General features: G+C 66.9%; 22 protein-coding genes and 1 pseudogene. 4 read left to right on the forward strand and 19 right to left on the reverse strand.

Annotated features, from left to right (window positions below; translation table 11 throughout):
• Positions 1-22: 22 nt before the first annotated feature.
• Positions 23-1,369, reverse strand: a complete 1,347-nt coding sequence (locus tag AC11WY_RS15035) for an IS5 family transposase (RefSeq protein WP_482926930.1) — start codon at positions 1,367-1,369, stop codon at positions 23-25.
• Positions 1,370-1,466: 97 nt separating this feature from the next.
• Here AC11WY_RS15035 and AC11WY_RS15040 point away from each other — a divergent pair.
• Positions 1,467-1,604: pseudogene (locus AC11WY_RS15040) on the forward strand (3-hydroxyacyl-CoA dehydrogenase family protein); the annotation flags it as partial.
• 81 nt (positions 1,605-1,685) lie between these two features.
• Here AC11WY_RS15040 and AC11WY_RS15045 read toward each other — a convergent pair.
• Positions 1,686-2,312, reverse strand: a complete 627-nt coding sequence (locus AC11WY_RS15045) for a class I SAM-dependent DNA methyltransferase (RefSeq protein WP_482926932.1) — start codon at positions 2,310-2,312, stop codon at positions 1,686-1,688.
• Between the two features lie 74 nt (positions 2,313-2,386).
• On the opposite strand from AC11WY_RS15045, the gene AC11WY_RS15050 reads away from it, so the two are divergent.
• Positions 2,387-3,235 (forward strand): SDR family oxidoreductase, encoded by an 849-nt coding sequence (locus AC11WY_RS15050; RefSeq protein ID WP_482926934.1) that lies wholly within the window; start codon positions 2,387-2,389, stop codon positions 3,233-3,235.
• 4 nt (positions 3,236-3,239) lie between these two features.
• On the opposite strand, the gene AC11WY_RS15055 is transcribed toward AC11WY_RS15050, so the two are convergent.
• The 8 genes from AC11WY_RS15055 to AC11WY_RS15090 all read right to left on the reverse strand — a co-directional run bounded on the left by AC11WY_RS15055 (position 3,240) and on the right by AC11WY_RS15090 (position 9,952).
• Entirely contained in the window at positions 3,240-4,166 is a 927-nt protein-coding gene (locus AC11WY_RS15055; RefSeq protein WP_482926936.1) for a restriction endonuclease, read from the reverse strand.
• Between the two features lies 1 nt (position 4,167).
• Complete coding sequence (gene dxs / locus AC11WY_RS15060; RefSeq protein WP_482926938.1) at positions 4,168-6,084, reverse strand: 1-deoxy-D-xylulose-5-phosphate synthase; 1,917 nt, start codon at positions 6,082-6,084, stop codon at positions 4,168-4,170.
• Between the two features lie 18 nt (positions 6,085-6,102).
• Entirely contained in the window at positions 6,103-6,969 is an 867-nt protein-coding gene (locus tag AC11WY_RS15065) for a polyprenyl synthetase family protein (RefSeq protein ID WP_482926940.1), read from the reverse strand.
• 2 nt (positions 6,970-6,971) lie between these two features.
• Positions 6,972-7,211, reverse strand: a complete 240-nt coding sequence (locus AC11WY_RS15070) for an exodeoxyribonuclease VII small subunit (RefSeq protein ID WP_482926942.1) — start codon at positions 7,209-7,211, stop codon at positions 6,972-6,974.
• Positions 7,208-8,137 carry a histone deacetylase family protein gene (locus tag AC11WY_RS15075; protein WP_482926944.1) on the reverse strand — a complete coding sequence of 310 codons (930 nt, stop codon included), beginning with the start codon at positions 8,135-8,137 and terminating at the stop codon, positions 7,208-7,210. The genes AC11WY_RS15070 and AC11WY_RS15075 overlap by 4 nt, the downstream gene beginning before the upstream one ends.
• A gap of 7 nt (positions 8,138-8,144) precedes the next feature.
• A complete protein-coding gene (locus AC11WY_RS15080; RefSeq protein WP_482926946.1) occupies positions 8,145-8,642 on the reverse strand; it encodes a hypothetical protein in 498 nt (165 codons plus the stop codon).
• A gap of 99 nt (positions 8,643-8,741) precedes the next feature.
• Complete coding sequence (locus AC11WY_RS15085) at positions 8,742-9,446, reverse strand: response regulator (protein WP_482926948.1); 705 nt, start codon at positions 9,444-9,446, stop codon at positions 8,742-8,744.
• The gene (locus AC11WY_RS15090; protein WP_482926950.1) at positions 9,443-9,952 is read right to left on the reverse strand and encodes a MarR family winged helix-turn-helix transcriptional regulator; all 510 of its coding nucleotides are present in this window, start codon (positions 9,950-9,952) and stop codon (positions 9,443-9,445) included. The genes AC11WY_RS15085 and AC11WY_RS15090 overlap by 4 nt, the downstream gene beginning before the upstream one ends.
• Positions 9,953-10,129: 177 nt before the next feature.
• Here AC11WY_RS15090 and AC11WY_RS15095 point away from each other — a divergent pair, with 177 nt between their 5' ends.
• A complete protein-coding gene (locus AC11WY_RS15095; protein ID WP_482926952.1) occupies positions 10,130-10,999 on the forward strand; it encodes a branched-chain amino acid aminotransferase in 870 nt (289 codons plus the stop codon).
• Between the two features lie 48 nt (positions 11,000-11,047).
• On the opposite strand, the gene AC11WY_RS15100 is transcribed toward AC11WY_RS15095, so the two are convergent.
• The 5 genes from AC11WY_RS15100 to mtgA form a co-directional block, all read right to left on the reverse strand.
• Complete coding sequence (locus tag AC11WY_RS15100) at positions 11,048-11,242, reverse strand: hypothetical protein (protein ID WP_482926954.1); 195 nt, start codon at positions 11,240-11,242, stop codon at positions 11,048-11,050.
• An 81-nt stretch (positions 11,243-11,323) separates the two neighbouring features.
• A complete protein-coding gene (locus tag AC11WY_RS15105; RefSeq protein WP_482926956.1) occupies positions 11,324-11,707 on the reverse strand; it encodes a DUF1294 domain-containing protein in 384 nt (127 codons plus the stop codon).
• A gap of 80 nt (positions 11,708-11,787) precedes the next feature.
• The gene (queG, locus tag AC11WY_RS15110; protein WP_482926958.1) at positions 11,788-12,840 is read right to left on the reverse strand and encodes a tRNA epoxyqueuosine(34) reductase QueG; all 1,053 of its coding nucleotides are present in this window, start codon (positions 12,838-12,840) and stop codon (positions 11,788-11,790) included.
• A 97-nt stretch (positions 12,841-12,937) separates the two neighbouring features.
• Positions 12,938-13,603, reverse strand: coding sequence for an FtsZ-binding protein FzlA (fzlA, locus tag AC11WY_RS15115; RefSeq protein WP_482926960.1), 666 nt, complete (start codon positions 13,601-13,603; stop codon positions 12,938-12,940).
• 59 nt (positions 13,604-13,662) lie between these two features.
• Complete coding sequence (gene mtgA / locus AC11WY_RS15120; protein ID WP_482926962.1) at positions 13,663-14,403, reverse strand: monofunctional biosynthetic peptidoglycan transglycosylase; 741 nt, start codon at positions 14,401-14,403, stop codon at positions 13,663-13,665.
• A 149-nt stretch (positions 14,404-14,552) separates the two neighbouring features.
• Between mtgA and AC11WY_RS15125 the strand changes: the two genes are divergently transcribed.
• Positions 14,553-14,927, forward strand: a complete 375-nt coding sequence (locus AC11WY_RS15125; RefSeq protein WP_482926964.1) for a DUF4342 domain-containing protein — start codon at positions 14,553-14,555, stop codon at positions 14,925-14,927.
• Between the two features lie 44 nt (positions 14,928-14,971).
• Here AC11WY_RS15125 and gltB read toward each other — a convergent pair whose 3' ends face one another.
• From gltB to AC11WY_RS15145, 4 genes are all read right to left on the reverse strand, one after another.
• Positions 14,972-19,510, reverse strand: coding sequence for a glutamate synthase large subunit (gene gltB / locus AC11WY_RS15130; RefSeq protein WP_482926966.1), 4,539 nt, complete (start codon positions 19,508-19,510; stop codon positions 14,972-14,974).
• Positions 19,507-20,250, reverse strand: coding sequence for a hypothetical protein (locus AC11WY_RS15135; RefSeq protein WP_482926968.1), 744 nt, complete (start codon positions 20,248-20,250; stop codon positions 19,507-19,509). The genes gltB and AC11WY_RS15135 overlap by 4 nt, the downstream gene beginning before the upstream one ends.
• A 135-nt stretch (positions 20,251-20,385) precedes the next feature.
• On the reverse strand, positions 20,386-21,819 hold the full coding sequence (locus tag AC11WY_RS15140; RefSeq protein WP_482926970.1) for an NAD(P)-dependent oxidoreductase: 1,434 nt from the start codon (positions 21,817-21,819) through the stop codon (positions 20,386-20,388).
• A gap of 222 nt (positions 21,820-22,041) precedes the next feature.
• A complete protein-coding gene (locus AC11WY_RS15145) occupies positions 22,042-22,830 on the reverse strand; it encodes an undecaprenyl-diphosphate phosphatase (RefSeq protein ID WP_482926972.1) in 789 nt (262 codons plus the stop codon).
• Positions 22,831-22,880: the final 50 nt, after the last annotated feature.

A 22,880-nucleotide genomic window follows, 5' to 3' on the forward strand; every position in this document is an offset into this window, starting at 1 on the left:
TAGTCGGCCATGAACAACGGGTTCAGGCGGTAATCTGAGCGTGTGGCTGGCGGAATTCGGTTCGAAGAGCGCCGAGCAGAGCAGCCAATATCATGGTGATTAGCGCCCTGATGTGGGCGAGGATCTTGCGGAGGTTGTGGCCGCAGCCGCACAGGACGGCAAAGATGGCATCGCCGATGGTACCCTTCAGCGGGCAGCGGGAGAGGCGACCATCGGATTTCATGTGGCCGATCTCGGGCTCGATGGCGCTGCGGCGTTTGAGCAGTTTTGCCAGCTGCGGTGTCAGGCCGCGCCGGGTGCCGCTGATCAGCACGCGGGTGGCCTCAATGCCGTGGCCGCGGTAGCCGCGGTCGACGACCGCCAGGGTGGGTTTCCGGTCGGTCAGGATCTCGACCTGCTCCAGCGCCTCGGCCAGTGTATGGCCGTCGTAAGGGTTGCCCGGCAGCGCGCGCATGCCGACGACAAAGCCTTCGTCGATGGTGGTGGCGATGCTGACCTTGGTGCCAAATTCGTAGCGCACCCGCGCCTTGCCCTTGGAGATGCAATCGACCTCCGGCTCGTGCAGAGCGTAGATCTTGCCGTGGCTCTTCGGGGTCTGCGCCAGCAGCCGACCAACCAGGTAGAGCTTGTCCAGAACCCGTTCGCGGAAGGCACCCTCGGGGATATCCTGCAACTGGCGGCGGATGTCGCGCAGCACACGGCCCGCATAGCCCTTCAGCTTTTTCAAGGCCTTGCGCATGCGGCGGAACTGTTTGGCATGTGCGTAGCGGCCCACCTGCATCGCCAGCGGCGGGGCAAGCCGGTTGTAATTCTGCCGCAGATCGATGCCGCCTTCCACGGCCAGAGCGACCAACTGGCGGCGCGCCTTCTCGTAGAGCCGGGCGTCCGTCGGATGGGCAATATTCTTCTCCATCACGGTGGTATCCACGGCGACGCGCCCGAGGCTGTCACCGTCGACAGCACCGGACTTGAGCCCGGCCTCGATGGTCTTGGTCAGCAGCCACTCCACCCCGTCTTCGCCGATCCGTTTACGCCAGCGCACCAGCGAGGACGGGTCGATCGGGGGGCGGTGCTGAAAGAACGTCTCACCGGTGAAGTGCTGATAGTATGGGTTTTCCACCCAGCGGGCCACCACCGCCTCGTCCGAGAGCCGATAGGCGTGCTGAAGATACAAGAGCCCGGCCACCAGCCGCGGCGGCGTCGCTGGTCGCCCCGTCGTCGAGGGGAAGAACCCGGCCCATTCCGCCTCGAAGAAGTCCCAGTCGATCAGCTCGGCGAGCTTTGCCAGCTCATGGCGTAGATCGATCATGTCGACCAGGCGTGGCCGAAGCAGGTCATCTTGTTCTTCAGAGCGCGGACGGTGCTTCATACCGGGGTCCCGACTTCGCAAGGTTTCGAGCCAAATCGTACGAAATCCTGCAATCTAAAGCTATCAGTTCCGTGGAATCACCGAACAAAATCATAGACTTCAGGATTGTTCAGCACCGACCAAGTACCGGCCCTGCCCGCTGCTGACGAAATACGTCGAGGCCGGCTGGCTGGGCCGCAAGACGCAGCGCGGGTTCTACGATTACCGGGGCGACGTGCCCGTGCCCACCCGTTAGGCGCGCGGCGGCGGAAGCCGGGGGGCTGTCTGCCCCCCGGGCCCCCCGAGGATACTTGAAGACCGAAAATGAGGGCGCGGGCTATCGCTTGTGGAAGCGGGCGATCAGGCCGCGGTGGTCGCGGTGCTGCGCGTCGGCCTCGGGGCCATAGATCGCGACCTCGGTGAGGGTCAGGTCGGTGATGGCGGGGCCCAGTTCGGCCAGTTTCGCGGCGAAGCCCGCGGGTTGGTAGACGCCGCTGTGGATCGAGACCGCGAAGAGCGCGCCGGGGGCGGCGATGCGCAGCAACTCGTCGAACGCGGCCGGGCCGACATGGCCGAAGGTGAAGGTGCCGGAGGAGACGATGCCGCTGTAGGCGCCATCGGACAGCGGCAGCGGCCGCGTCAGGTCCGCCAGCAGGGTCGCGCGGTAAAGCCCCTTGGCGGCGGCCACCGCCAGCATTTCGGCCGAGATGTCGAGCGCGTCGATGGGCCCGACGCCGAGTTCCGCGAGGCGGGCGGCGAGCAGGCCGGTGCCCGCGCCGACGTCGAGCAGGGGGCCGGTGCCACCGGCATCGGCGAAGCCCTCGGCGACGGCGGCGGGCAGGCGGTAGCCCTGCGCCTGCGCAAAGTCCGCATCGTAGCTGCCCGACCAGTCGCGATAGAGCCGGACCGAGTCTTCGGGCGTCTTCAGGCGGTAGGCGGCGTCAAGGTCGGAATCGTCGGTCATGCGGCCATTGGGGCGCAAGGCCGCGCGGAAATCAAGCGGCTTGCGCGGGCGTCGGCGACACAGGACAAGGGGGCATGACCGGCACACTCCTTTCCCTCGGCCACGGCTATTCGGCGCAGGCGCTGGCGCGGCGGCTGATCCCGCTGGGCTGGCGGGTGATCGGCACCACACGGTCGGCGGGACGCGCGGCGGCACTGGCGTTCGGGGGGGTGGAGCCGCTGATCTGGCCGGGCACCGACATCGGCCCGGCGCTGGCGCGGGCGACGCACCTTCTGACCTCGGTCGCGCCGGATGCCGCGGGCGACCCGGTGCTGCGGGCCGAGGGGGTGCGGATCGGCGCGGCCCGGCATCTGGCTTGGGTCGGCTATCTTTCCACCACCGGCGTCTATGGTGACCACGCCGGGGCCTGGGTGGATGAGACGACGCCGCTGACGCCCACGACCGAACGGGGCCGGGCCCGGGTGCAGGCCGAAGCGGAGTGGGCGGCGCTTGGACTGCCGCTCCACATCTTCCGGCTGGCCGGGATCTATGGCCCCGGACGAGGGCCGTTCGAGAAGGTGCGCGACGGCAGCGCCCGGCGCATCCTGAGGCCCGGCCAGGTGTTCAGCCGCATCCATGTCGAAGATATCGCGCAGGTGCTGGCGGCCTCGATCGCCCACCCGAACCCCGGCGCGGTCTACAATGTCTGCGACGACGACCCGGCGCCGCCCGAGGACGTGCTGAGCCATGCCGCCGCCCTTCTGGGACTGCCGGACCCGCCGGGGGTGCCCTATGCGGAAGCCGAGATGAGCCCGATGGCGCGCAGCTTCTATGCCGAAAGCAAGCGCGTCCGGAACGACCGGATCAGGCGCGAGTTGGGTGTGGTGCTGCGGTATCCGAGCTACCGCGAGGGGTTGGCGGCGATGGTGGGGGAGGAGTGGTAAATACCTATCCCATATCGTCCGAGAAGTAGTCGCTATCCAAGCCTTTGATAACGTATGTCGTTCTCGCACGGACGCCGATGCCGTATCGGATCATGAGACGCGCAAGCTCTTGCCCGTTGATCAATACGACTCGCTGCTGGACTTTTCCAAGAAAAGCGCGCGCGTCTGCCGAGAAGTCCGAAGTGGTTACAAAAACGCCCTTCGTCGCCCCTTCGCCGGTCAGGCTGCCGATGAATTGCTGGATCGCCGGGCGGCTCACCTTGTTCTCGGGCGAATAACGCTTGGCTTGCACAAATACCGCATCCAAGCCAAGCGCATCCTCGTGAATGATTCCATCGATGCCGCCGTCTCCGCTCGCCTTGGTCATACGTGCATTAGCAAGATCACCCCCGCCATACCCCATCGCAGTCAGCAGATCGAGGATCAGGCGCTCGAAGCGAGTCGGGCTTATGTCACGCAATATGGCCAGAAGGTCGTCGCTCAGGGCCGCTTCAAGGAGTGCACTTGCCTCTCCCATCGCATCTTCTGGAGTCTTCGCGGACCCAGGGCCGCCCGTCGCATCCAAGATATGCGCATTATCCTGAGAGCGCGACATATGCCGCCATTCATCAAAGCCGGGGAATTGTCCCAAGACCGAAAGGCTAATTCTCTCTGGTCGACTGCCCAAAAAAGCGCGACCGGATTCCGTGATCACATGGAGGTTGCGTTTCGGAGACGTAAGCAACCCGGCCTTCGAAAGATAAGTTCTCGCCCAGTGCGCTCGGCTCGCAAGAACAGTAACCCGCCCACTGGGCAGCATCTCTGCCGATTCTTCATCGGTTACACTAAATTCTCTTCGCAAACTTGGCAGACAGTCGGCAACATTTTGAGCCCCGTTTGCGAACAGCCGCAGCACTGGAAGCATCAGGGTTTCGTAGTCAGGTATTGCCATGCTACGCCCGTCTCCCCACCACCGCCACACCCAGCGTTTCCAGGACCTTCGCCTCGATCTGGGGCGCGTTCATGCCAGCCACGGCATACATCGCCTCGGGGCTGGCCTGGTCGATGAAGCTGTCGGGCAGCGCCATGCTGCGGAACTTCAGGCCGCGGTCGAACACGCCCTCCTCGGCCAGCAATTGCGCGACATGGCTGCCGAAGCCGCCCACGGCGCCCTCCTCGATGGTGATCAGCGCCTCATGGGTGCGCGCCAGCCGCAGGATCAGGTCGCGGTCGAGCGGCTTGGCGAAGCGCGCGTCGGCCACGGTGGGGGCGATGCCGCGCGCGGTCAGCGCCTCGGCGGCTTTCAGCACCTCGGAAAGCCGGGTGCCGAAGGACAGCAGCGCCACGCGCGACCCCTCGCGGATGACGCGGCCCTTGCCGATTTCCAGCGGGATGCCACGGGCGGGCATCTCGACCCCCACGCCCTCGCCGCGCGGATAGCGGAACGCGATCGGGCCTTCGTCATGCGCGGCGGCGGTGGCGACCATGTGGACCAGCTCCGCCTCGTCGGCCGCCGCCATCACCACCATGCCGGGCAGGTTGGCGAGGAACGCCACGTCGAACGCGCCCGCATGGGTGGCCCCATCGGCCCCCACCAGCCCCGCCCGGTCGATCGCGAAGCGCACCGGCAGGCGCTGGATCGCCACGTCGTGCACGACCTGATCGTAGCCGCGTTGCAGGAAGGTGGAGTAGATCGCGCAGAACGGCTTCATCCCCCCCGCCGCAAGGCCCGCCGCGAAGGTGACGGCGTGCTGTTCGGCGATGCCGACGTCGAAGCAGCGCTTGGGGAAGCGTTCGGCGAACAGGTTCAGCCCGGTTCCATCCGGCATCGCCGCCGTCACCGCGACGATCCTGCTGTCCGCCTCGGCCTCGCGAACCAAAGCCTGCGCGAACACCTTGGTGTAGCTTGGCGCGTTCGAGATCGCCTTGGCCTGCACCCCGGTCAGCACGTCGAACTTGGCCGTCGCATGGCCCCTGTCGGCGGCGGCCTCGGCGGGGGCGTAGCCCTTGCCCTTTTTCGTGATCACATGGATCAGCATCGGCCCCGTCGCCCGCGCCCGCACGGTGCGCAGAAGCGGCAGAAGCTGGTCAAGATCGTGGCCATCGACCGGGCCGACGTAGCTGAACCCCAGTTCCTCGAACAGCGTGCCGCCCACGGTCATGCCCTTCAGCATTTCCTTGGCCCGCCGCGCCCCCTCCTGGAACGGTTCGGGCAGGAAGCTGACGGCGCCCTTGGCCACCGCCTTCAGTTCCTGAAACGGCGCGCCGGTGTAGAGGCGCGAGAGATAGCTGGACAGCGCCCCCACCGGCGGCGCGATCGACATCTCGTTGTCGTTCAGGATCACGAACAGCCGTTTCTTCAAGTGGCCCGCGTTGTTCAGCGCCTCGAAGGCCATGCCCGCGCTCATCGCGCCGTCGCCGATCACCGCGATGGCGTCGCCCACGTCTGTGGCGCCCAGGTCGCGCGCGGCGGCAAAGCCCAGCGCGGCCGAGATCGAGGTGGAGGAATGCGCCGCCCCGAACGGGTCATAGGGCGACTCGGACCGTTTGGTGAAGCCGGAAAGGCCGCCCTGCGCGCGAAGCGTGCGAATGCGATCCCGCCGCCCGGTCAGGATCTTGTGCGGATAGCACTGGTGGCCCACGTCCCAGATCAGCTTGTCGCGCGGCGTGTCGAAGACGGCGTGGATCGCCACCGTCAGTTCCACCACGCCAAGCCCGGCGCCAAGGTGGCCACCGGTCACCGAGACCGCCGAGATCGTTTCGGCCCGCAACTCGTCGGCAAGCGTCTTCAACTCGCGGTCGCTCAGCGCCTTGAGGTCGGCGGGCAGCTTCACGCGGTCGAGCGTCGGGGTCAGCGGTCGGTCGGTCATTCTCACCCCTTCCGGGTGTCACATCTCGCGCGCAATAACGAAGCGCGCACAGTGCCGCAAGGTATCGGCCGCTGCGCCATAGGGCAGCAGGGCCGCCTCGGCCTCTTCCACCAACGATCTGGCCCGCGCCCGCGCACCGTCCAGCCCCAGCAGCGACACGAAGGTCGCCTTGCCCGCGGCGGCATCCTTGTGCAGCCGCTTGCCCGCCTTGTCGGCATCGCCGGTCTCATCCAGGATGTCGTCGGCGATCTGGAAGGCCAGGCCCAGCGCGGTGGCATAGGCGCGCAAGGGCGCCGGGTCGGCCCCGGCGATCACCGCGCCCGCCTCGGCGGCCCAGCGGATCAGCGCGCCGGTCTTGCCGGCCTGAAGGGCGGTGATCTCGGGCAGGGTCAGCGGCGTCGCGGCCTCTTCGGCCGCCATGTCGAGCGCCTGACCCAGCACCATGCCCCCGGCGCCCGAGGCCTGCGCCAGCCCGGCAACCAGCGCGATCCGCACCTCGGCCGTGCCCAGCGCGGGGTCGGTCAGCAGCTCGAACGCCAGCGTTTGCAGCGCATCCCCGGCAAGGATCGCGGTCGCCTCGCCCCATGTCACATGCACCGTGGGCTGACCGCGCCGCAGGTCGTCGTCATCCATTGCGGGCAGGTCGTCATGGACAAGGCTGTAGGCGTGCAGCGCCTCGACCGCGGCGGCGGCGGGCAGCGCCCGTTCCACCGCAAGGCCGAGCATCCGCGCGCCCTCCAGCACTAGAAAGCCGCGCAACCCCTTGCCGCCCTTCACCGCATAGCGCATCGCACGGATCAGCGGCAGATCGGCGCGGTCCGCCAAGGCGGCCTCCAGCCGGGCCTGCACCCGCGCGGCATCCTCGGCCAGGGTCGTCACGAACATGGTCAGAGACCTTCCACCGGCACCGTGCCTGCCGCGCGGCCTTCGGCGACGCGGATCAGTTCCACCTTCTCTTCGGCGGCCTTGAGCTTTTCGGCGCAATGCGCCTTCAGCGCGGCGCCCTGTTCGTAAAGCGTGATCGACTCTTCCAGCGGCACGTCGCCGCGTTCCAGCCGCGTCACCACCTGCTCCAGCGCCGCCATCGCTTCCTCGAAGCTCATCTTCGCGACCGGCTTGTCCGTCATCCGCCCCGCTCCTTCAACACCCGCACATGCGCGGCGGCCGAGGCCGCCAGGGCCTGCAGATCATATCCCCCCTCGAGTGTCGAGACCACCCGCCCGCCGCAGGTGGCGTCGGCAAGGTCACAGATGCGATCGGTCAGCCAGGCGAAATCCTCGGTCTGCCATTCAAGACCGCCCAGCGGATCGGCGGCATGGGCATCGAACCCGGCCGAAATCAGGATCAGGTCGGGGCGGAATGCCTGCGCGGCGGGCAGGATCACGCCGTCCCACGCCGCGCGCATCTCGGCGCTGCCGGTTCCGGGGCCGAGCGGAAGGTTCAGCATCTGCCCCTGCGCGCCGCGCTCCGACGGATACCCGCTGCCGGGGTAAAGCGGCATCTGGTGCGACGAGGCGAAGAAGGCCCGCCCCTCGTCCCACAGCAGATCCTGGGTGCCGTTGCCGTGGTGCACGTCGAAATCGAGCACGGCGACGCGGGCCAGCCGGTGATGGTCCAGCGCCCGCTTCGCCCCGATGGCGACGTTGCCAAAGAAGCAGAATCCCATCGCCGTTTCGCGTTCGGCATGATGGCCGGGCGGGCGGCAGGCGACGAAGGCGTTCGCCGCCCCGCCCGCCAGCACCAGATCGACCGCCGCACAGACGCCGCCCACGGCATGCAGCGCGGCCTCCAACGAGCCGGGCGACAGGAAGGTATCGCCGTCGAGCGCGGCAAAGCCAGCCGCGGGCAGCGCCGCCTCGATCCGCGCGAGATGGGCCGCCGAATGGCCGCGCAGCACCTCGGCCACCGCGGCGCGGGGTGCCGCGCGCCGGTCCAACCCGTCAAGACCTGCCAGCGCACGTTCCACCGCCTCGATCCGGGCGACACGCTCCGGGTGGCCGGGGGGCGTCAGATGCCCCCGGCTGGCCGGATGGGTGTAAAGCGCGGTTGCCACCGGCCGCTCAGCCCTGCGACTTCTGGCAGGCGATCAGCCCTTCCATCGCGCGGCCCGCGTCGGTCAGGTCGATCTTCATCACCTGCGTATCCCCGGCAAACAGAGTCAGCGTCGATTTCTGCGCAAGGTCGCCGAAAAAGTCGGCGTTGCCGACCGGAATATCGACGCCGGGAAGGTTGTCGAGGTGCACGCCAGTGGCCTGCCCGTTGTAACGCTGATCGTCCACCGCGAAGCTGATGTTGTAGGTCGCATCGTCCTTGATGTCGCCCCAGCCATCATTCATCGCCATCACGTAGCCATTGCCCTGATCGCGATCGAGCCCGATGCGGACCTCGGATCCGTCATCGAAATCGGCGGTGATCAGGCAGCCGTTGCCGATCGACGGATCCACCATCACGTCCCAGACGCCGACCTGACTGTATTTCACAAGATCGCCCGCCCGTGCCTGTGGGGCGAACAGAAACAGCGCGGCAAAGACCGCGCCACAGGTGCCAAACCGTACCATCGAACCTTCTCCGTTCCGACGTGCGCGGCCCGCTCCGCGATCACGGTGCGGTCAGAGTATCGCGAGTGGTCCGGCGGTCAATGGCGCTGAGGCATCGCCTCAGTCCGGCGCCAGCATGTAGCCCGAACCGCGCACCGTCTGAAGGTAGCGCGGCAGGCGCGAATCCGCCTCGATCTTGCGCCGCAGCCGGGTGATCTGCACGTCCACCGCCCGCGCCGTGGACTGCCCGTCATCGCGCCCCAGGTCGGCCACCAGCTTGTCCCGGCTGACCGCCTCGCCCGGCCGGGCGGCGAAGATGCGCATCAGCACGGCCTCGGTCGCGGTCAGGCGGATCAGCTCGGCGCCACGCCACAACTCGCCCCGCTCGATCTCGTAGCGCACGGGGCCGAGGTGCAGCACCTTCGGGCCGGTTTCCAGCGGCCGCGCGGCAGGGGCGCGGCGCAGGATGGCGTTGATGCGCAACAGCAGTTCTTTCGGCTCGAACGGCTTGGCAAGGTAATCGTCGGCTCCGGCCTCCAGCCCCTCGATCCGGCTGCCGGTCTCGCCCCGCGCCGTCAGCAACAGGATCGGCGTCGCCATCGTCGCCCGCAGCGCCCGCGTCAGGCTGATGCCGTCTTCACCCGGCATCATCACGTCGAGCACGATCAGATCGAAATCGAGCCCGACGAGCAGTCGCCGGGCGTGCGCCGCGTCGCGCGCCGCCGTCACCCAGAACCCGTTGCGGATCAGGAACTTCTGCAACAGCCCCCGGATGCGCTCGTCATCATCGACGATCAGCAGGTGGATATTGGCATCGGGGCTCATGCGCCGCCATCCCGCAGGGTCTGGTACTGGCGCCGCATCTCGGGCTCCATCATCGCCTCCAGCACCTGCCGGAAGCCCGCGACCGCCTGCGGTCCGGCGGCGCGGTAGGCCGCCCGCATTCGGCCCCGCTGCGCCTCCGACAATTCGCGTTCCAGTTGCGCGCCGCGGTCGGTCAGCACCAGGTGGCGTTCACGCTTGTCCTTGCGGCCCACTCGGCTTTCCACCAGCCCATCCTCGATCAGCGTGCGCAGCACCCGGTTCAACGACTGCTTGGTGACGCCGAGCATCGACAGCAGGTTGTTCACCGTGGTGTTGGGGCTGCGATGGATGAAATGCAGGGCCCGGTGATGGGCGCGGCCATATTCGTGCCGCTCCAGAATGCGGTCCGGGTCGGCGGTGAAGCCGCGATAGGCGAAGAACATCGCCTCGATCCCTTTGCGCAACTGCTCGTCGGTCAGAAACAGCAGGCTTTCGCCGCCCCCCGGCCCCGCGCCGCCTTCCGCCATCGCCCCTCCCCGCGCATCACAACTTCCGTGCGTTCCGGTTATTTTATGTCAGCCTTGTTGACTTTCCAAGAATCAATTGCTACCGAACGCCAGATTTCGCGCAAGATAATGTCCGTTTCGGACCTTTACCGCGCAACTAATGCAAATGCGACCCCGCGGGGCCGAACGGAGGACCAAATGGCCGGTGCCTATGACGATCGTGACGGATGGATCTGGATGGACGGCGCGCTGGTGCCGTGGCGGGATGCGCGGGTGCATGTGCTCACCCATGCGCTGCACTATGCCTCGTCGGTGTTCGAGGGCGAGCGGTGTTACAACGGCAAGATCTTCAAGGGCCGCGAGCATTCCGCGCGGTTGCTGAAGTCGGGCGAACTGCTGGACATGGTGATCCCCTACACCGTCGATCAGATCGAAGAAGCGAAATACGCCATGCTCAAGGCCAACGGCTGGACGGATGCCTATGTCCGCGCCGTCGCCTGGCGCGGCTCGGGCGAAGACATGGGGGTCTCGGCCATGCGCAACCCGGTGCGGATGGCCGTCGCGGGCTGGGAATGGGGCGCCTACTACGGCGATGCCAAGATGAAGGGCGCCAAGCTCGACATCTCCAAATGGAAACGCCCGTCACCGGAAACCATCCCCGTCGCGGCCAAGGCGGCCGGGCTTTACATGATCTGCACCATGTCGAAGCACGCGGCCGAGGCGAAGGGCTGTTCCGACGCGCTCTTCATGGATTATCGCGGCTTCGTGGCCGAGGCGACCGGCGCCAACATCTTCTTCGTGAAGGGGGGCGAGGTCCATACCCCGCTGGCCGATTGCTTCCTGAACGGCCTGACGCGGCAGACCGTCATCGGGATGCTCAAGGCCAAGGGCATTCCCGTGCACGAACGCCACATCCTGCCCGAGGAACTGGCAGACTTCGAACAGTGCTGGCTGACCGGCACCGCCGCCGAGGTGACCCCGGTCGGCGAGATCGGGCCCTATACGTTCGAGGTCGGCGCGCTGACCCGCGAGATCGCCACCGACTACGAAAAGCTCGTGCGGGCCTGAGTGTCGGCACCGAGTTGAAAGGCGCGCCCCGACCGGGCGCGCCCTTTGCTATTCCGCCGTCCGACGCGCGATCTTCACGAACTCGCGCAGGCGCTGCCCGTCATCACGCCCGGTCGAGGCGGCGCGGTGCAACGCCCTCTCGGCGGCGCCAGGCCCGGCGGCGGCCCGCTCGATCTGCATGAAGGCGCGCGCCCGGTTGCCGTCCTGCCGACTGCGCGGATGGTCGATGATATGCCGTGTCATGGCTGTCCTCCCCACGGGTTGGACCCCCATCCTAGCATGAATCGCGCCGAACCGCGTGCACGAATGCCCGCGTTGCCGTGATCAGCCCTTCTGACCCCCCGGAAGGCTCACCAGCGTCGCGACGATCTGCGCTGTCGAATGGCCGAAATCCAGCACCATCGCCTGACCCTTGTCGGTGTTCAGCGTCAGCGCGGTCATCAGATGCGCGGCCACGATCAGGTTCAGCGTGCCCGAAAAGCACTCGTTGCGGTCTTCGCAGTCAACCCACCGCGACGCCAGCTTGGCGGCGGGCGTGCCGCCGAATGCCGACAGCAGCAACAGCATGCTTTCGGGAATCCGGCGCTCATCCGTTTCGACGCGACGCGCGTCGATCTGAAACAGCAGAAACGTCAAACAGTTGACGAGCACGAAGTACAGCAGAAGAGAAAGCGCCAGGAACGCGGGGCTTCCGGGAAGGATCTGCATGAGACCAACTCCTCCGATTGCTGAATGAGCCATTAACATCGGCTGCAATCATGGCGGGAATCGGGACCATCGCGGGGCATTCACATGGCCGTGCGCAAACGCTCCAGCGCCCAAGCCGCAGCCTCGGCCACGGTCGGATCGGGGTCGGCCAGATGCGGCACCGCCGCCGCGCGCAGCGTGGCATCGCCGCTGTTGCCGATCGCATAAAGCACGTTGCGCAGAAACCGGTCGCGCCCGATCCGCTTGACCGGGCTGCCCGCGAAGCGCGTGCGAAAGGCGCCATCGTCCAGCGCCGCCAACTCCGCCAGCGGCGGCGCGCCGACCCGGTCGGCATAGCCCGCCTCCTGCGCCGCCACCGCGAACTTGTTCCACGGGCAGACGGCCAGACAATCGTCGCAGCCATAGATCCGGTTGCCCAGCAGCGGGCGCAGATCGGCCTCCACCGGCCCGTGATGCTCGATCGTCAGGTAGGAAATGCAGCGCCGCGCGTCGAGCTGGTAGGGCGCCGGAAATGCCGCCGTCGGGCAGATGTCGAGGCAGGCGCGGCAGCTGCCGCAATGGTCCGGCTCGGACGCGTCCGGCGGCAGCTCCAGCGTGGTGAAGATCGCGCCCAGAAAGAACCAGCTTCCCAGCTCGCGCGACACCAGGTTGGTATGCTTGCCCTGCCAGCCCAGCCCGGCCGCCTGCGCCAGCGGCTTCTCCATCACCGGCGCGGTGTCGACGAAGACCTTGATCTCGCACGGCAGCGCGGATCGGGCGCCCGCCTCGATCAGCCAGCGCCCCAGCCGCTTCAGCCGCGTCTTGACCAGATCGTGGTAATCCTTGCCCTGAGCATAGACGCTCACCGCGCCGCGGTCCCGCCACTTCAGCACCGCCAGCAGGTCGCTTTCGGGCGTGTAGCTCTCCGCCAGCATCAGCACGGATCGCGCCGCAGGCCACAGCGCCGCCGGATCGCCGCGCCAACCCATCCGCTCGGCCATCCAGCCCATCTGCCCGTGCCGCCCCTCGGCCACGAAGGCCGCCAGCCGCGCCGCCGCCTGCGGAATCGCGTCCGGACGGCAGACCCGCGCCGCCGAAAATCCCTCGGCCCGGGCCTGCACGATCAGCCGCGACTTCAGCGCCTCGAGACTCACGCCAGCCCCCTCATTTTTCGGTCTGTAAATATCCCGCGGGGGTCCGGGGGCGCGAAGCCCCCGGCTTCCGCCGCGGCAAGCCCGCGGTCGCCTGCCGCTAGAAATCCAGATCGGTGTAATGCGCCGGCGGCGGGAAGCCCGGCACCTGATCCATCAGCAGGGTCCGGAACGAGGGCCGCGACTTGATCTTGGCGTACCAGTCCTTGACGTTGGCGTTCCGGTTCCAGTCCACGTCCGAAATGTAATCGAGACAGGACAGATGCGCCGCCGCGGCGAAATCCGCCAGCGTCATCGCGTCGCCCGCCAGCCAGCGCCGCTGATCCAGCAGCCAGCCGAGATAGTCGAGGTGATACTTGATCTTCGCCGCCCCGGTCTTGACGTTCTTCGAATCCGGGTAGCCCAGCCCCATGATCTTCTTGTTGACCCGCTCGTAGAGCAGTTTCGAGGTCACCTCGTGATGGAACTTGTCGTCGAACCACGAACAGAGGCGGCGCACCTCGTAGCGCTCCTCGGGGCTTTTCGGCATCAGCGGCGGGGTCGGATAGCGATCCTCCAGCAACTCGCAGATCGCCTGGCTTTCGGTCAGCGTGACGCCGTCCAGCCGCAGCACCGGCACCTTGCCTGCCGGATTGCGGCGCAGGAACTCGGGCGATTGTTCCCAATAGCGCTCCTCGATCAGTTCCACCTCGATCCGCTTTTCGGCCAGGGTCAGGCGGACCTTGCGGCAATAAGGTGACAGCGGCGCGTGGAACAGACGGTTCATCGGCAAGGCAACCCGGACATGTGACGGTTTTCCTTCAATGCCCCGCCGCCGCGCCGAATTCAATGCTCGAAGCAGGCAGCGCGGCCATCGGCCTCGATCGTCTGGGCGCCATCCGCGATTTCCTGCGCGTGTTTGCGCAGATAGGCGGTGGGGTGGGCGGCGTTGCGGCGCTTGGGGTCGGGCAGCACACCGGCCAGCAGCGCCGCCTGATGCGGGCCGATCGCATCGGGCTCCACCGCAAAGTTGCGCGCGGCCCCCGCCGCCACACCGAAGGTGCCGACGCCGAACTCGGCGACGTTCAGGTAGACCTCCAGGATCCGCCGCTTCGACCAGAAGAGTTCGACCACCGGCGTCAGCATCGCCTCCAGCGCCTTGCGCGGCCAACTGTGGCCCTGCCACAGAAAGACGTTCTTCACCACCTGCTGGGTGATGGTCGAGCCGCCGCGCCCGCCGCCCGCCGCCGCCGCGGCCCGGATCGCGGCGAGGTCGAAGCCCCAGTGGCGGCAGAAGTTCGCATCCTCGGCCGCCACCACCGAGCGCGCCACGACAGGCGAGATACTCGCCATCGGCACCCACTGCTGGTCGACGTGGCCCAGGCGGAGACGTTCGGACAGCATGTAGGGCGTGGTCGGCGGGTTCACGATGTCGAACAGCACCACCAGCAGCAGGAACAGCCCCGCCACCCCGGCCAGTCCGCGCAAAAGCCAGATCCGCATGGCCCGCAGCCTTCCGCGCGGCAGCGGTGCCGCCGACGGCGGTGGTTTGCGCGCTGGGGGTCTTTTCTGCTTTGCCTGTGCCACGCCAACAGGCTATCCGCGCGCGCCGCCGGGATCACGCGGAATCTGCCCGCTTCGGGCACGGCAGCCGACTTGACGTCAATCAACGACGGGGCGGCCTGCGCCGGGCAGACTCACGCGTGATGTGGATTGAACCGGACAGGAGGCTTTTCATGCCGGACGAGAAGAAAGACCCGAAGGACAGGTCGTTTGTCGAAACGATCGAAGTGACCGGGAGCCAACTCATTGAGCGTGTGCGCGGCCTGCTTCGCGAGGGCAACGTGCGCCACCTGCGCTTTCACGCCAAGGACAGCGATTTCAGCTTGGAATTGCCGATGACCCTCGGCGTGGTCGCGGGCGGCGCGGTGGTGCTGGCCGCGCCGTGGCTGGCCATTCTGGGCGTGGTCGCGGCACTGGTCGCGAAGGTCGAGATCGAGGTCGAACGCGGCCCCGAAACGACCGCGCCGCCTGCGCACCCCGAGGCGGCCGCAAGTTCTGCAACGCCCGGCGAACCGAAAGCGCCGACCGGCACCGACAAGGCACCGTGACAGAGCGGCCCCGCGGCTCGCGCCACGGGGCTGCGTTCCCGCCCCTATTCCGCCAACACCGCCTCGGCCACATCGCTCAGCGGCTGGGGCAGGTGGATCAGCATCTCTTTCGGACAGACCTGCAGGAAATTCGCCCGTTCGGTGGCCCAGTCGGCCAGGATCGCGGCGGCCTTGCGGCTGCCGGTTTCCCGCGCGTGGCGTTCGATCAGGCCCTTCACCTCGGCTTCCCAGTGCGGATGGGCGACGGCGCAGGTGACCAGCGTTTCGCCGTTGATGAAGTCTTCGGCAACGCCTTGGGGGTCGTAAAGATAGGCCATGCCCCCGGTCATCCCCGCGCCGAAGTTGGCGCCGATGGTGCCGAGGATGACCGCCACCCCGCCCGTCATGTACTCGCATCCGTTGGAGCCGCAGCCCTCGATCACCACGCAGGCGCCCGAGTTGCGCACCCCAAAGCGTTCCCCCGCACGGCCCGCCGCGAACAGATAGCCGTCTGTCGCGCCATAAAGCACGGTGTTGCCGATGATGGTGTTCTTGCTCGCCTCCAGCGGCGAGGACATCGGCGGGCGCACCACGATCAGCCCGCCCGACAGGCCCTTGCCGACGTAGTCGTTGGCATCGCCCTGCACCTCCAGCTTCAGGCCACGGGTGGCAAAGGCGCCCAGCGACTGCCCGCAAGACCCCGTCAGCTTCACCGTCAGATGGTCGGGTTGCAGCGCGTTGTTCATGCCGAACTTCTTGACGATGTGGCTGGAGGCGCGCGTGCCGATGGTGCGGTGGGTGTTGCGCACCGCATAAGACAGTTGCATCTTCTCGCCATCCTCGAAGAACCGGGCGCCGTCCTTGACGATCTCGGCATCCAGCGTGTCAAGCACCGCGGTGCGCGGCTTGTTGCGGTCGTAGCGGATTTTCGAGGCGCCGTCGACGGTGATCAGCAGCGGGTTGAGGTCGAGGTCGTCCAGATGTGCGGCCCCCCGGCTGACCTGCGTCAAGAGGTCGGCCCGGCCGATGATCTCGTCCATCGTGCGCGCGCCGATCGAGGCGAGGATTTCGCGCACCTCTTGAGCGTAGAAGGTGATCAGGTTCACCACCTTGTCGGCGGTGCCGGTGAACTTCTTGCGCAACTCTTCGTTCTGGGTGCAGACGCCGACCGGGCAGGTGTTGCTCTGGCACTGGCGCACCATGATGCAGCCCATCGCGATCAGCGCGGCGGTGCCGATGCCGTATTCTTCGGCCCCCATCATCGCGGCGATGATGATGTCGCGCCCGGTGCGCAGTCCCCCATCGGTGCGCAGCGTGATGCGTTCGCGCAGGTTGTTCATCGCCAGCACCTGATGCGCCTCGGTCAGCCCCATCTCCCACGGCAGGCCCGCGTATTTGATCGAGGTTGCCGGGCTGGCCCCGGTGCCGCCGTTGTGGCCCGAGATCAGGATGCAGTCGGCCTTGGCCTTGGCCACGCCCGCCGCGATGGTGCCGACGCCCGACGACGACACCAGCTTCACCGTCACCTTGGCGCGCGGGTTGATCTGCTTGAGGTCGTAGATCAACTGCGCGAGGTCTTCGATCGAGTAGATGTCATGGTGCGGCGGCGGGCTGATCAGCGTCACGCCCGGCGTCGAGTGGCGCAGCCGGGCGATCAGCTTGGTCACCTTCATGCCGGGCAATTGGCCGCCCTCGCCGGGCTTGGCGCCCTGCGCGATCTTGATTTCAAGCTCCTCGCAAGCGTTCAGGTATTCCGCCGTCACGCCGAACCGGCCCGAGGCGACCTGCTTGATCTTGGCGGAGGGATTGTCGCCGTTCAGTTCCGGCGTGAAATGCGCCGGATCCTCGCCGCCCTCGCCCGAGTCGGACTTGGCGCCGATCCGGTTCATCGCGATGTTCAGCGTCTTGTGCGCCTCCGGCCCCAGCGCGCCCAGGCTCATGCCCGGCGTCACGAACCGCTTGCGGATCGAGGTGATGCTTTCCACCTCTTCGATCGGCACCGCCTTGCCCAGCGGCTTGATGTCCAGCAGGTCGCGCAGGTGGATCGGCGGGTTCGCCCGCATCGTGGCGGAATACTGCTGCCACAGATCGTAACTCGCACGCTCGCAGGCGGCCTGCAGCAGGTGCATGGTCTGCGCTTCCCAGGCGTGCTTTTCGCCCGAGCGGCGCGCCTTGTAGAAGCCGCCGATTGGCAGCAGGTCGGAATTGCCCTTCCAGCCCTTGGCGTGAATGCCCTCCAGCTTGTGCTGGATGCCCGACACGCCGATGCCCGAAATGCGGCTGTGCATCCCCGGGAAATACTCGGCCACCATCGCGCGGCTGAGGCCCACGGCCTCGAAGTTCAGCCCGCCGCGATAGCTGGAGATCACCGAAATGCCCATCTTGGACATGATCTTCAGCAGCCCCGCGTCGATGGCCGCCCGGTAGCGGCGCATCGCGTCCTCCAGGCTGCCCTCGATCAGGCCGCGGCGCAGGCGGTCGGCGATGCTGTCCTCGGCGAGGTAGGCGTTCACCGTGGTGGCGCCGCAGCCGATCAGCACCGCGAAGTAATGCGGGTCGATGCACTCTGCCGAACGAACGTTCACTGAACAGAAGGTCCGCAATCCCTTGCGCGTCAGCCAGCTATGCACCGCACTGGTGGCCAGGATCATCGGCATCGGCACCTTGTCGGCGCCCTGATGTTCATCCGTCAGCACCAGATGGCTGGCGCCCGAGCGCACGGCATCCTCGGCCTCGGCGCGGATGCGCTCCAGCCCCAGACGCAGCGCGTCGGGCTCCGCGCCGACAGCGAAGGTGCAGTCGATGAAGGCGACGCTGCCGCCAAAATGCGCCACCATCACCTTGAACTCGGCGTTGGCGATGAACGGGCTTTCCAGCACGAGGATTTCGGTCTGGCTCGAATCCTCGTCCAGCACGTTCTTGAGGTTGCCGAACCGGGTCTTTAGGCTCATCACCCGGCTTTCGCGCAAGCTGTCGATGGGCGGATTGGTCACCTGGCTGAAGTTCTGCCGGAAGAAGTGGCTCAGTGGCCGGTAGAGGTTCGACAGCACCGCGGCGGGCGTGTCGTCGCCCATCGAGGCGATCATCTCCTTGCCATCCTCGGCCATCGGGGCCAGCACCTGCTCCAGATCCTCCAGCGAATAGCCCGCGGCGATCTGACGGCGGCGCAGGTCCGCCCCTGCAAACATCGGCGCTTCGGGAACGTCGCGCAGGATCGAGTTCAGTTCGACGACCTTCTCGATCCATTCGGCATAGGGCTGCGCGGCCGCAAGGCGGTCCTTCATCGCCTTGTCGTGGTAAAGCTTGCCGTCCTTCATATCGACGGCGATCATCTGCCCCGGCCCCAGCGCGCCCTTTTCGCGCACCGTGGCCTCATCAATCGGCACCATTCCGGCCTCGGACCCGGCCACCAGCATCCCGTCGCCGGTCACAACATAGCGCATCGGGCGCAACCCGTTGCGGTCCAGCCCGGCGCAGACCCAGCGGCCGTCGGTCATCGCCAGCGCGGCGGGGCCGTCCCAAGGTTCCATCACCGCGTTGCAGTAGGCGTACATGTCGGCCCAGGCCTTGGGCATGTCGGTGGTGGTCTTGCTCCAGGCCTCCGGCACCAGCATGGTCTTGGCCATCGGCGCCGAACGCCCCGCGCGCACCATCACCTCGAACACCGCATCCAGCGCGCCTGAGTCGGAGGTTCCGGCCGGGACGATCGGCTTGATGTCCTCGGCCATCTCGCCGAACGTGCTGGAGGCCATGCGAATCTCGTGGCTGCGCATCCAGTTGACGTTGCCCCGCAGGGTGTTGATCTCGCCGTTATGGGCCAGCATCCGGAACGGCTGCGCCAGCCACCACTGCGGAAAAGTGTTGGTGCTGTAGCGCTGGTGATAGATCGCGAAGGCCGATTCAAAACGATCGTCCATCAGATCGGGGTAGAACACCGCGACCTGTTCGGCCAGCATCATGCCCTTGTAGATGATGCTGCGGCAGGACAGCGAGCAGAGGTAAAGCCCCGCGATCTGTGCGGCGATGGCGGCCTTCTCGATGCGGCGGCGGATGATGTAAAGTTCGCGCTCGAACGTTTCTTCATCCACGCCCTTGTCGTTGCGGATCAGAATCTGCTCGATCTCGGGGCGGGTCGCGTTGGCCTTGTCGCCCAGCACCTCGGTGTTCACCGGAACGTGGCGCCAGCCGTAGATGTAGTGGCCCATCCGCAGCACTTCGCTTTCCACGATGGTGCGGCAGCGTTCCTGCGCGCCGAAGTCGGTGCGCGGCAGGAAGACCTGCCCCACGGCGATCAGCTTGCCCATGTCGGGCTCGTGCCCGGTCCGGCGGATCTGGTCATAGAAGAAGGGCGCCGGGATCTGCACATGGATGCCCGCGCCGTCGCCGGTCTTGCCGTCGGCATCCACCGCGCCGCGGTGCCAGACGGCCTTCAGCGCGTCGATGCCGTTCTGAACCACCTTGCGCGACGGCTTGCCCGAGATCGCGACCACCAGCCCGACGCCGCAGGAGGAATGCTCGTCCTCCTCGCGGTAAAGCGAGTGTTCGTTCATCCACTGCCGCTTGGCTTCCTCGGCGGCAACCCAGGAGTCGTCATGGATCGTCATTGGATCACCTTTCCGCTGTGGCCGGGCAGCGTCAGCTGCGACTCGACCGTATTGCAATCGAACTCGGGCGAGCTTGACATGAAGCCCTTGGCGCCCGGCTGGATCAGCGCGACGGGCGTGTTGTCGAACACCGTGGCGCCGGTTCCGTCGTCCCAGGTGCCCGCGCCGGCCAGAAAAAGCCGCCAGTCGCGGTCGATCCATTCGTGGCCCTTGGAGTGCCACACCAGCTTGCCGTCGCCATCCTTCGAGGTGGTGTCGAATTCGGTCTGTTCCAGCGTCACACCCGAAACGACGCGGGTGGTGCCGGTCAGCTTGTCGGTGCCGGTGACGTGCTCGACCTTGCCGTCGTCGGTGACGGTGCTGAAGTCGTAGGTGTTCACCCCCTTCGACAAGAGGTTCGAGAACGAGGCGGGCGCGACCGAGGGCTGTTTCAGCGTCTCATGCGTTCCGGCGGCCAGATCGAAGGTCTCGACCCACTGGGTTTCGGCGTCGACCCGGCTGACGAAGAACGGCCCGTCCTGATTGAAATCCACCCGCCACTTGTCGCCCGATGGATCGGCGTCGCATTTGTAGTGGTTCGACACGATGCAGCCGTGCATCTGCACCGTCAGGTAGCCGGTGCAGCCCTTGGGCGGCGTGAAGGCGCTGCCAGCCAGCGCAGGCAGGGCCGGGCCACAGCCGAGAAACGCCAGCCCCGCCAGAAGCCCCATCCGCCGCATCATGGTTTTCCGCTTCGTCATCCGCTTGCCCTCCTGAAAGGTCAGCACCACTGTCTTTGGTTGCTTGGTGCACCGGCGTCCAGCCTACAGACGTCGGTGCGAAATCGGTGTCACGTCAGTGCGATATCGGTCATTGCGGATCGCACCTTCAGCCCTTCATTCCGCCGCCAGCGCGGCCGGTTGGGCGAGGTAGTCCAGGATCGCCTCGGCCGCCTCGCGCCCGTCGCGGATCGCCCAGACCACGAGGCTCGCCCCCCGCACGATGTCGCCCGCCGCGTAGACGCCCGGAAGGGTGGTAGCGTGGCTGCGGAAATCGGCCTTCACCGTGCCCCAGCGCGTCACCGACAGGTCGGGCGCGCTCCACTCGGTCGGCAGGTCTTCCGGCTCGAAGCCCAGCGCCATGATGACCAGTTCGGCGGGCTCGACGTAGTCGGCACCCTCGATGATCTCGGGCATCTGGCGTCCGCTCGAGTCCGGCTCGCCCAGCCGCATCCGCTGCACCATCACGCCCTCGACCGGGTTGCCGGTGAAGCCTTTCGGTGCGGACAGCCAGACGAACTCGACGCCTTCTTCCTCGGCGTTCTGCACTTCACGCTGGCTACCCGGCATGTTCGCGCGGTCGCGGCGGTAGAGGCATTTCACGCTGGTGGCGCCCTGCCGGATCGCGGTCCGCACGCAGTCCATCGCGGTGTCGCCGCCACCGATCACCACGACGCGCTTGTCGGCCGCGTTCAACTCGCCCGACTCGAATTCGGGAACATCGTCGCCAAACCCCAGCCGGTTCGAGGCGGTCAGGAAACCGAGCGCCTTGGCGATGCCCTGCGCGCCCACGCCCGGCGCCTTCAGATCGCGCGCCTTGTAGACGCCGGTAGCGATCAGAACCGCGTCGTGCTGGCCCCGGATGGCATCAAACGTCAGATCGACGCCGACGTTGCAGTTCAAAACGAACAGCACGCCCGCCGCCTCCAACTGGTCGATGCGCTGCATCACCACCGGCTTTTCCAGCTTGAAGCCGGGGATACCATAGGTCAGCAAGCCGCCCGCGCGGTCGTTGCGGTCGTAAACCGTCACCTGCACGCCCTGCCGCCGCAGCATGTCGGCCGCGGCCAGCCCGCCGGGCCCGGCACCGATGATGCCGACGCTTTCGGCGCGGTCCTCCAGCGGGCGGATCGGCTGCACCCAGCCCTCCTGCCAGGCGAGGTCGGTCAGGTATTTCTCGACCGCGCCGATGGTGACGGTGCCGTGGCCGGATTGCTCGATGACGCAATTGCCCTCGCACAGCCGATCCTGCGGGCAGATGCGGCCGCAGATTTCGGGGAAGGTGTTGGTCGCCTGGCTCAACTCATAGGCTTCCTGCAACCGGCCCTGCGCGGTCAGCCGCAGCCAGTCGGGGATGTTGTTGTGCAGCGGGCAGTGCGACTGGCAGAACGGCACGCCGCACTGGCTGCACCGCCCGGCCTGTTCCTCGGCCTTGGTCTCGGCGAAGTCCCGGTAAATCTCGTGGAAATCCTTCGCGCGCAGGTTGGGCGGGCGCTTTTCCGGCATCTCTTTCGTCACGGTGACGAACTGGAGCATGCGTTCCTTGGCCATGATGGCGCCTCCCTCGGGCTTGACGGTGGGTGCGCCTTGATAAATCCGGGCTGGAGGAAATAAAAGTCAGTATTAGTTACCTAAATCCGGAAATTTTCATCTGCGGCGCAAGAATTTTACCCCGCGCGCCAGATTCTAGGGAACATGTGCTGACCTATATGCGAGGCCGACCGGCCACGTCACCGCCAGCGAGACCAGCCCCATCATGATTCGCGGCCATTCTCACACGACCAAGCCGCCCCAAGCCGCGCCCAGCAGGGCCACGCCCAGCACGATCCGGTAGACCGCAAACACCGTGAACCGGTGCCCCTGAATATAGTGCAGCAGCCACTTGACCGCGATGAAAGCGGTAATGGTCGACACCACGAAGGCGATGGCCAGCACGGTCCAATCCTCGCCCGCCCCGTCGGCACCCTTCAGAAGCTCGTAGCCACTGGCCGCGTACATCGTTGGGATGCCAACCAGAAACGCGAATTCCGTCGCGGCGACGCGGCTGCCCGTCCCCGCCAGCATGGCGATGAAAATCGTCGCCCCCGACCGTGACGTGCCCGGAAAGACCCCCGCGACCACCTGCGCGATGCCGACCAGCACCGCCACCGTCCACGTCACCCGCGTGCGCGGCGGCAGGCGCGCCGCGACCTGTTCCGCCCCGATCATCCAGACCCCGCCGATGATCAGCGCCCAGGCCACCGGCTCTACCGACGTGGGAAGGTTGAAGCCCATTTTCTTGACGATCAGCCCCAGCACCGCGGTGATGAGAAAGGCCACCGTCAGCTTCGCCGCATAGTCGAAATTCTCGCGCTCGCGCAGCCCCGAGATCAGCCCCCAGATGCGGCGCCAGTAGACCAGCGTCACCGCGATGATCGCCCCGGCCTGAATGACGATGTTGAACAGGTCGGACCGCGCGCCCAGCCACTGCTCGGCGATGATCAGGTGGCCGGTGCTGGAAATCGGCAGGAACTCGGTCACGCCTTCGACGATCCCGAGGAGTATGGCGCTCAGATAGTGCATGCTGCTGCCTCGTGGGGTGTCATCGGCGCGCAACCCGCCGGGCCGCCGAT

Source organism: Solirhodobacter sp. (assembly GCF_964715405.1).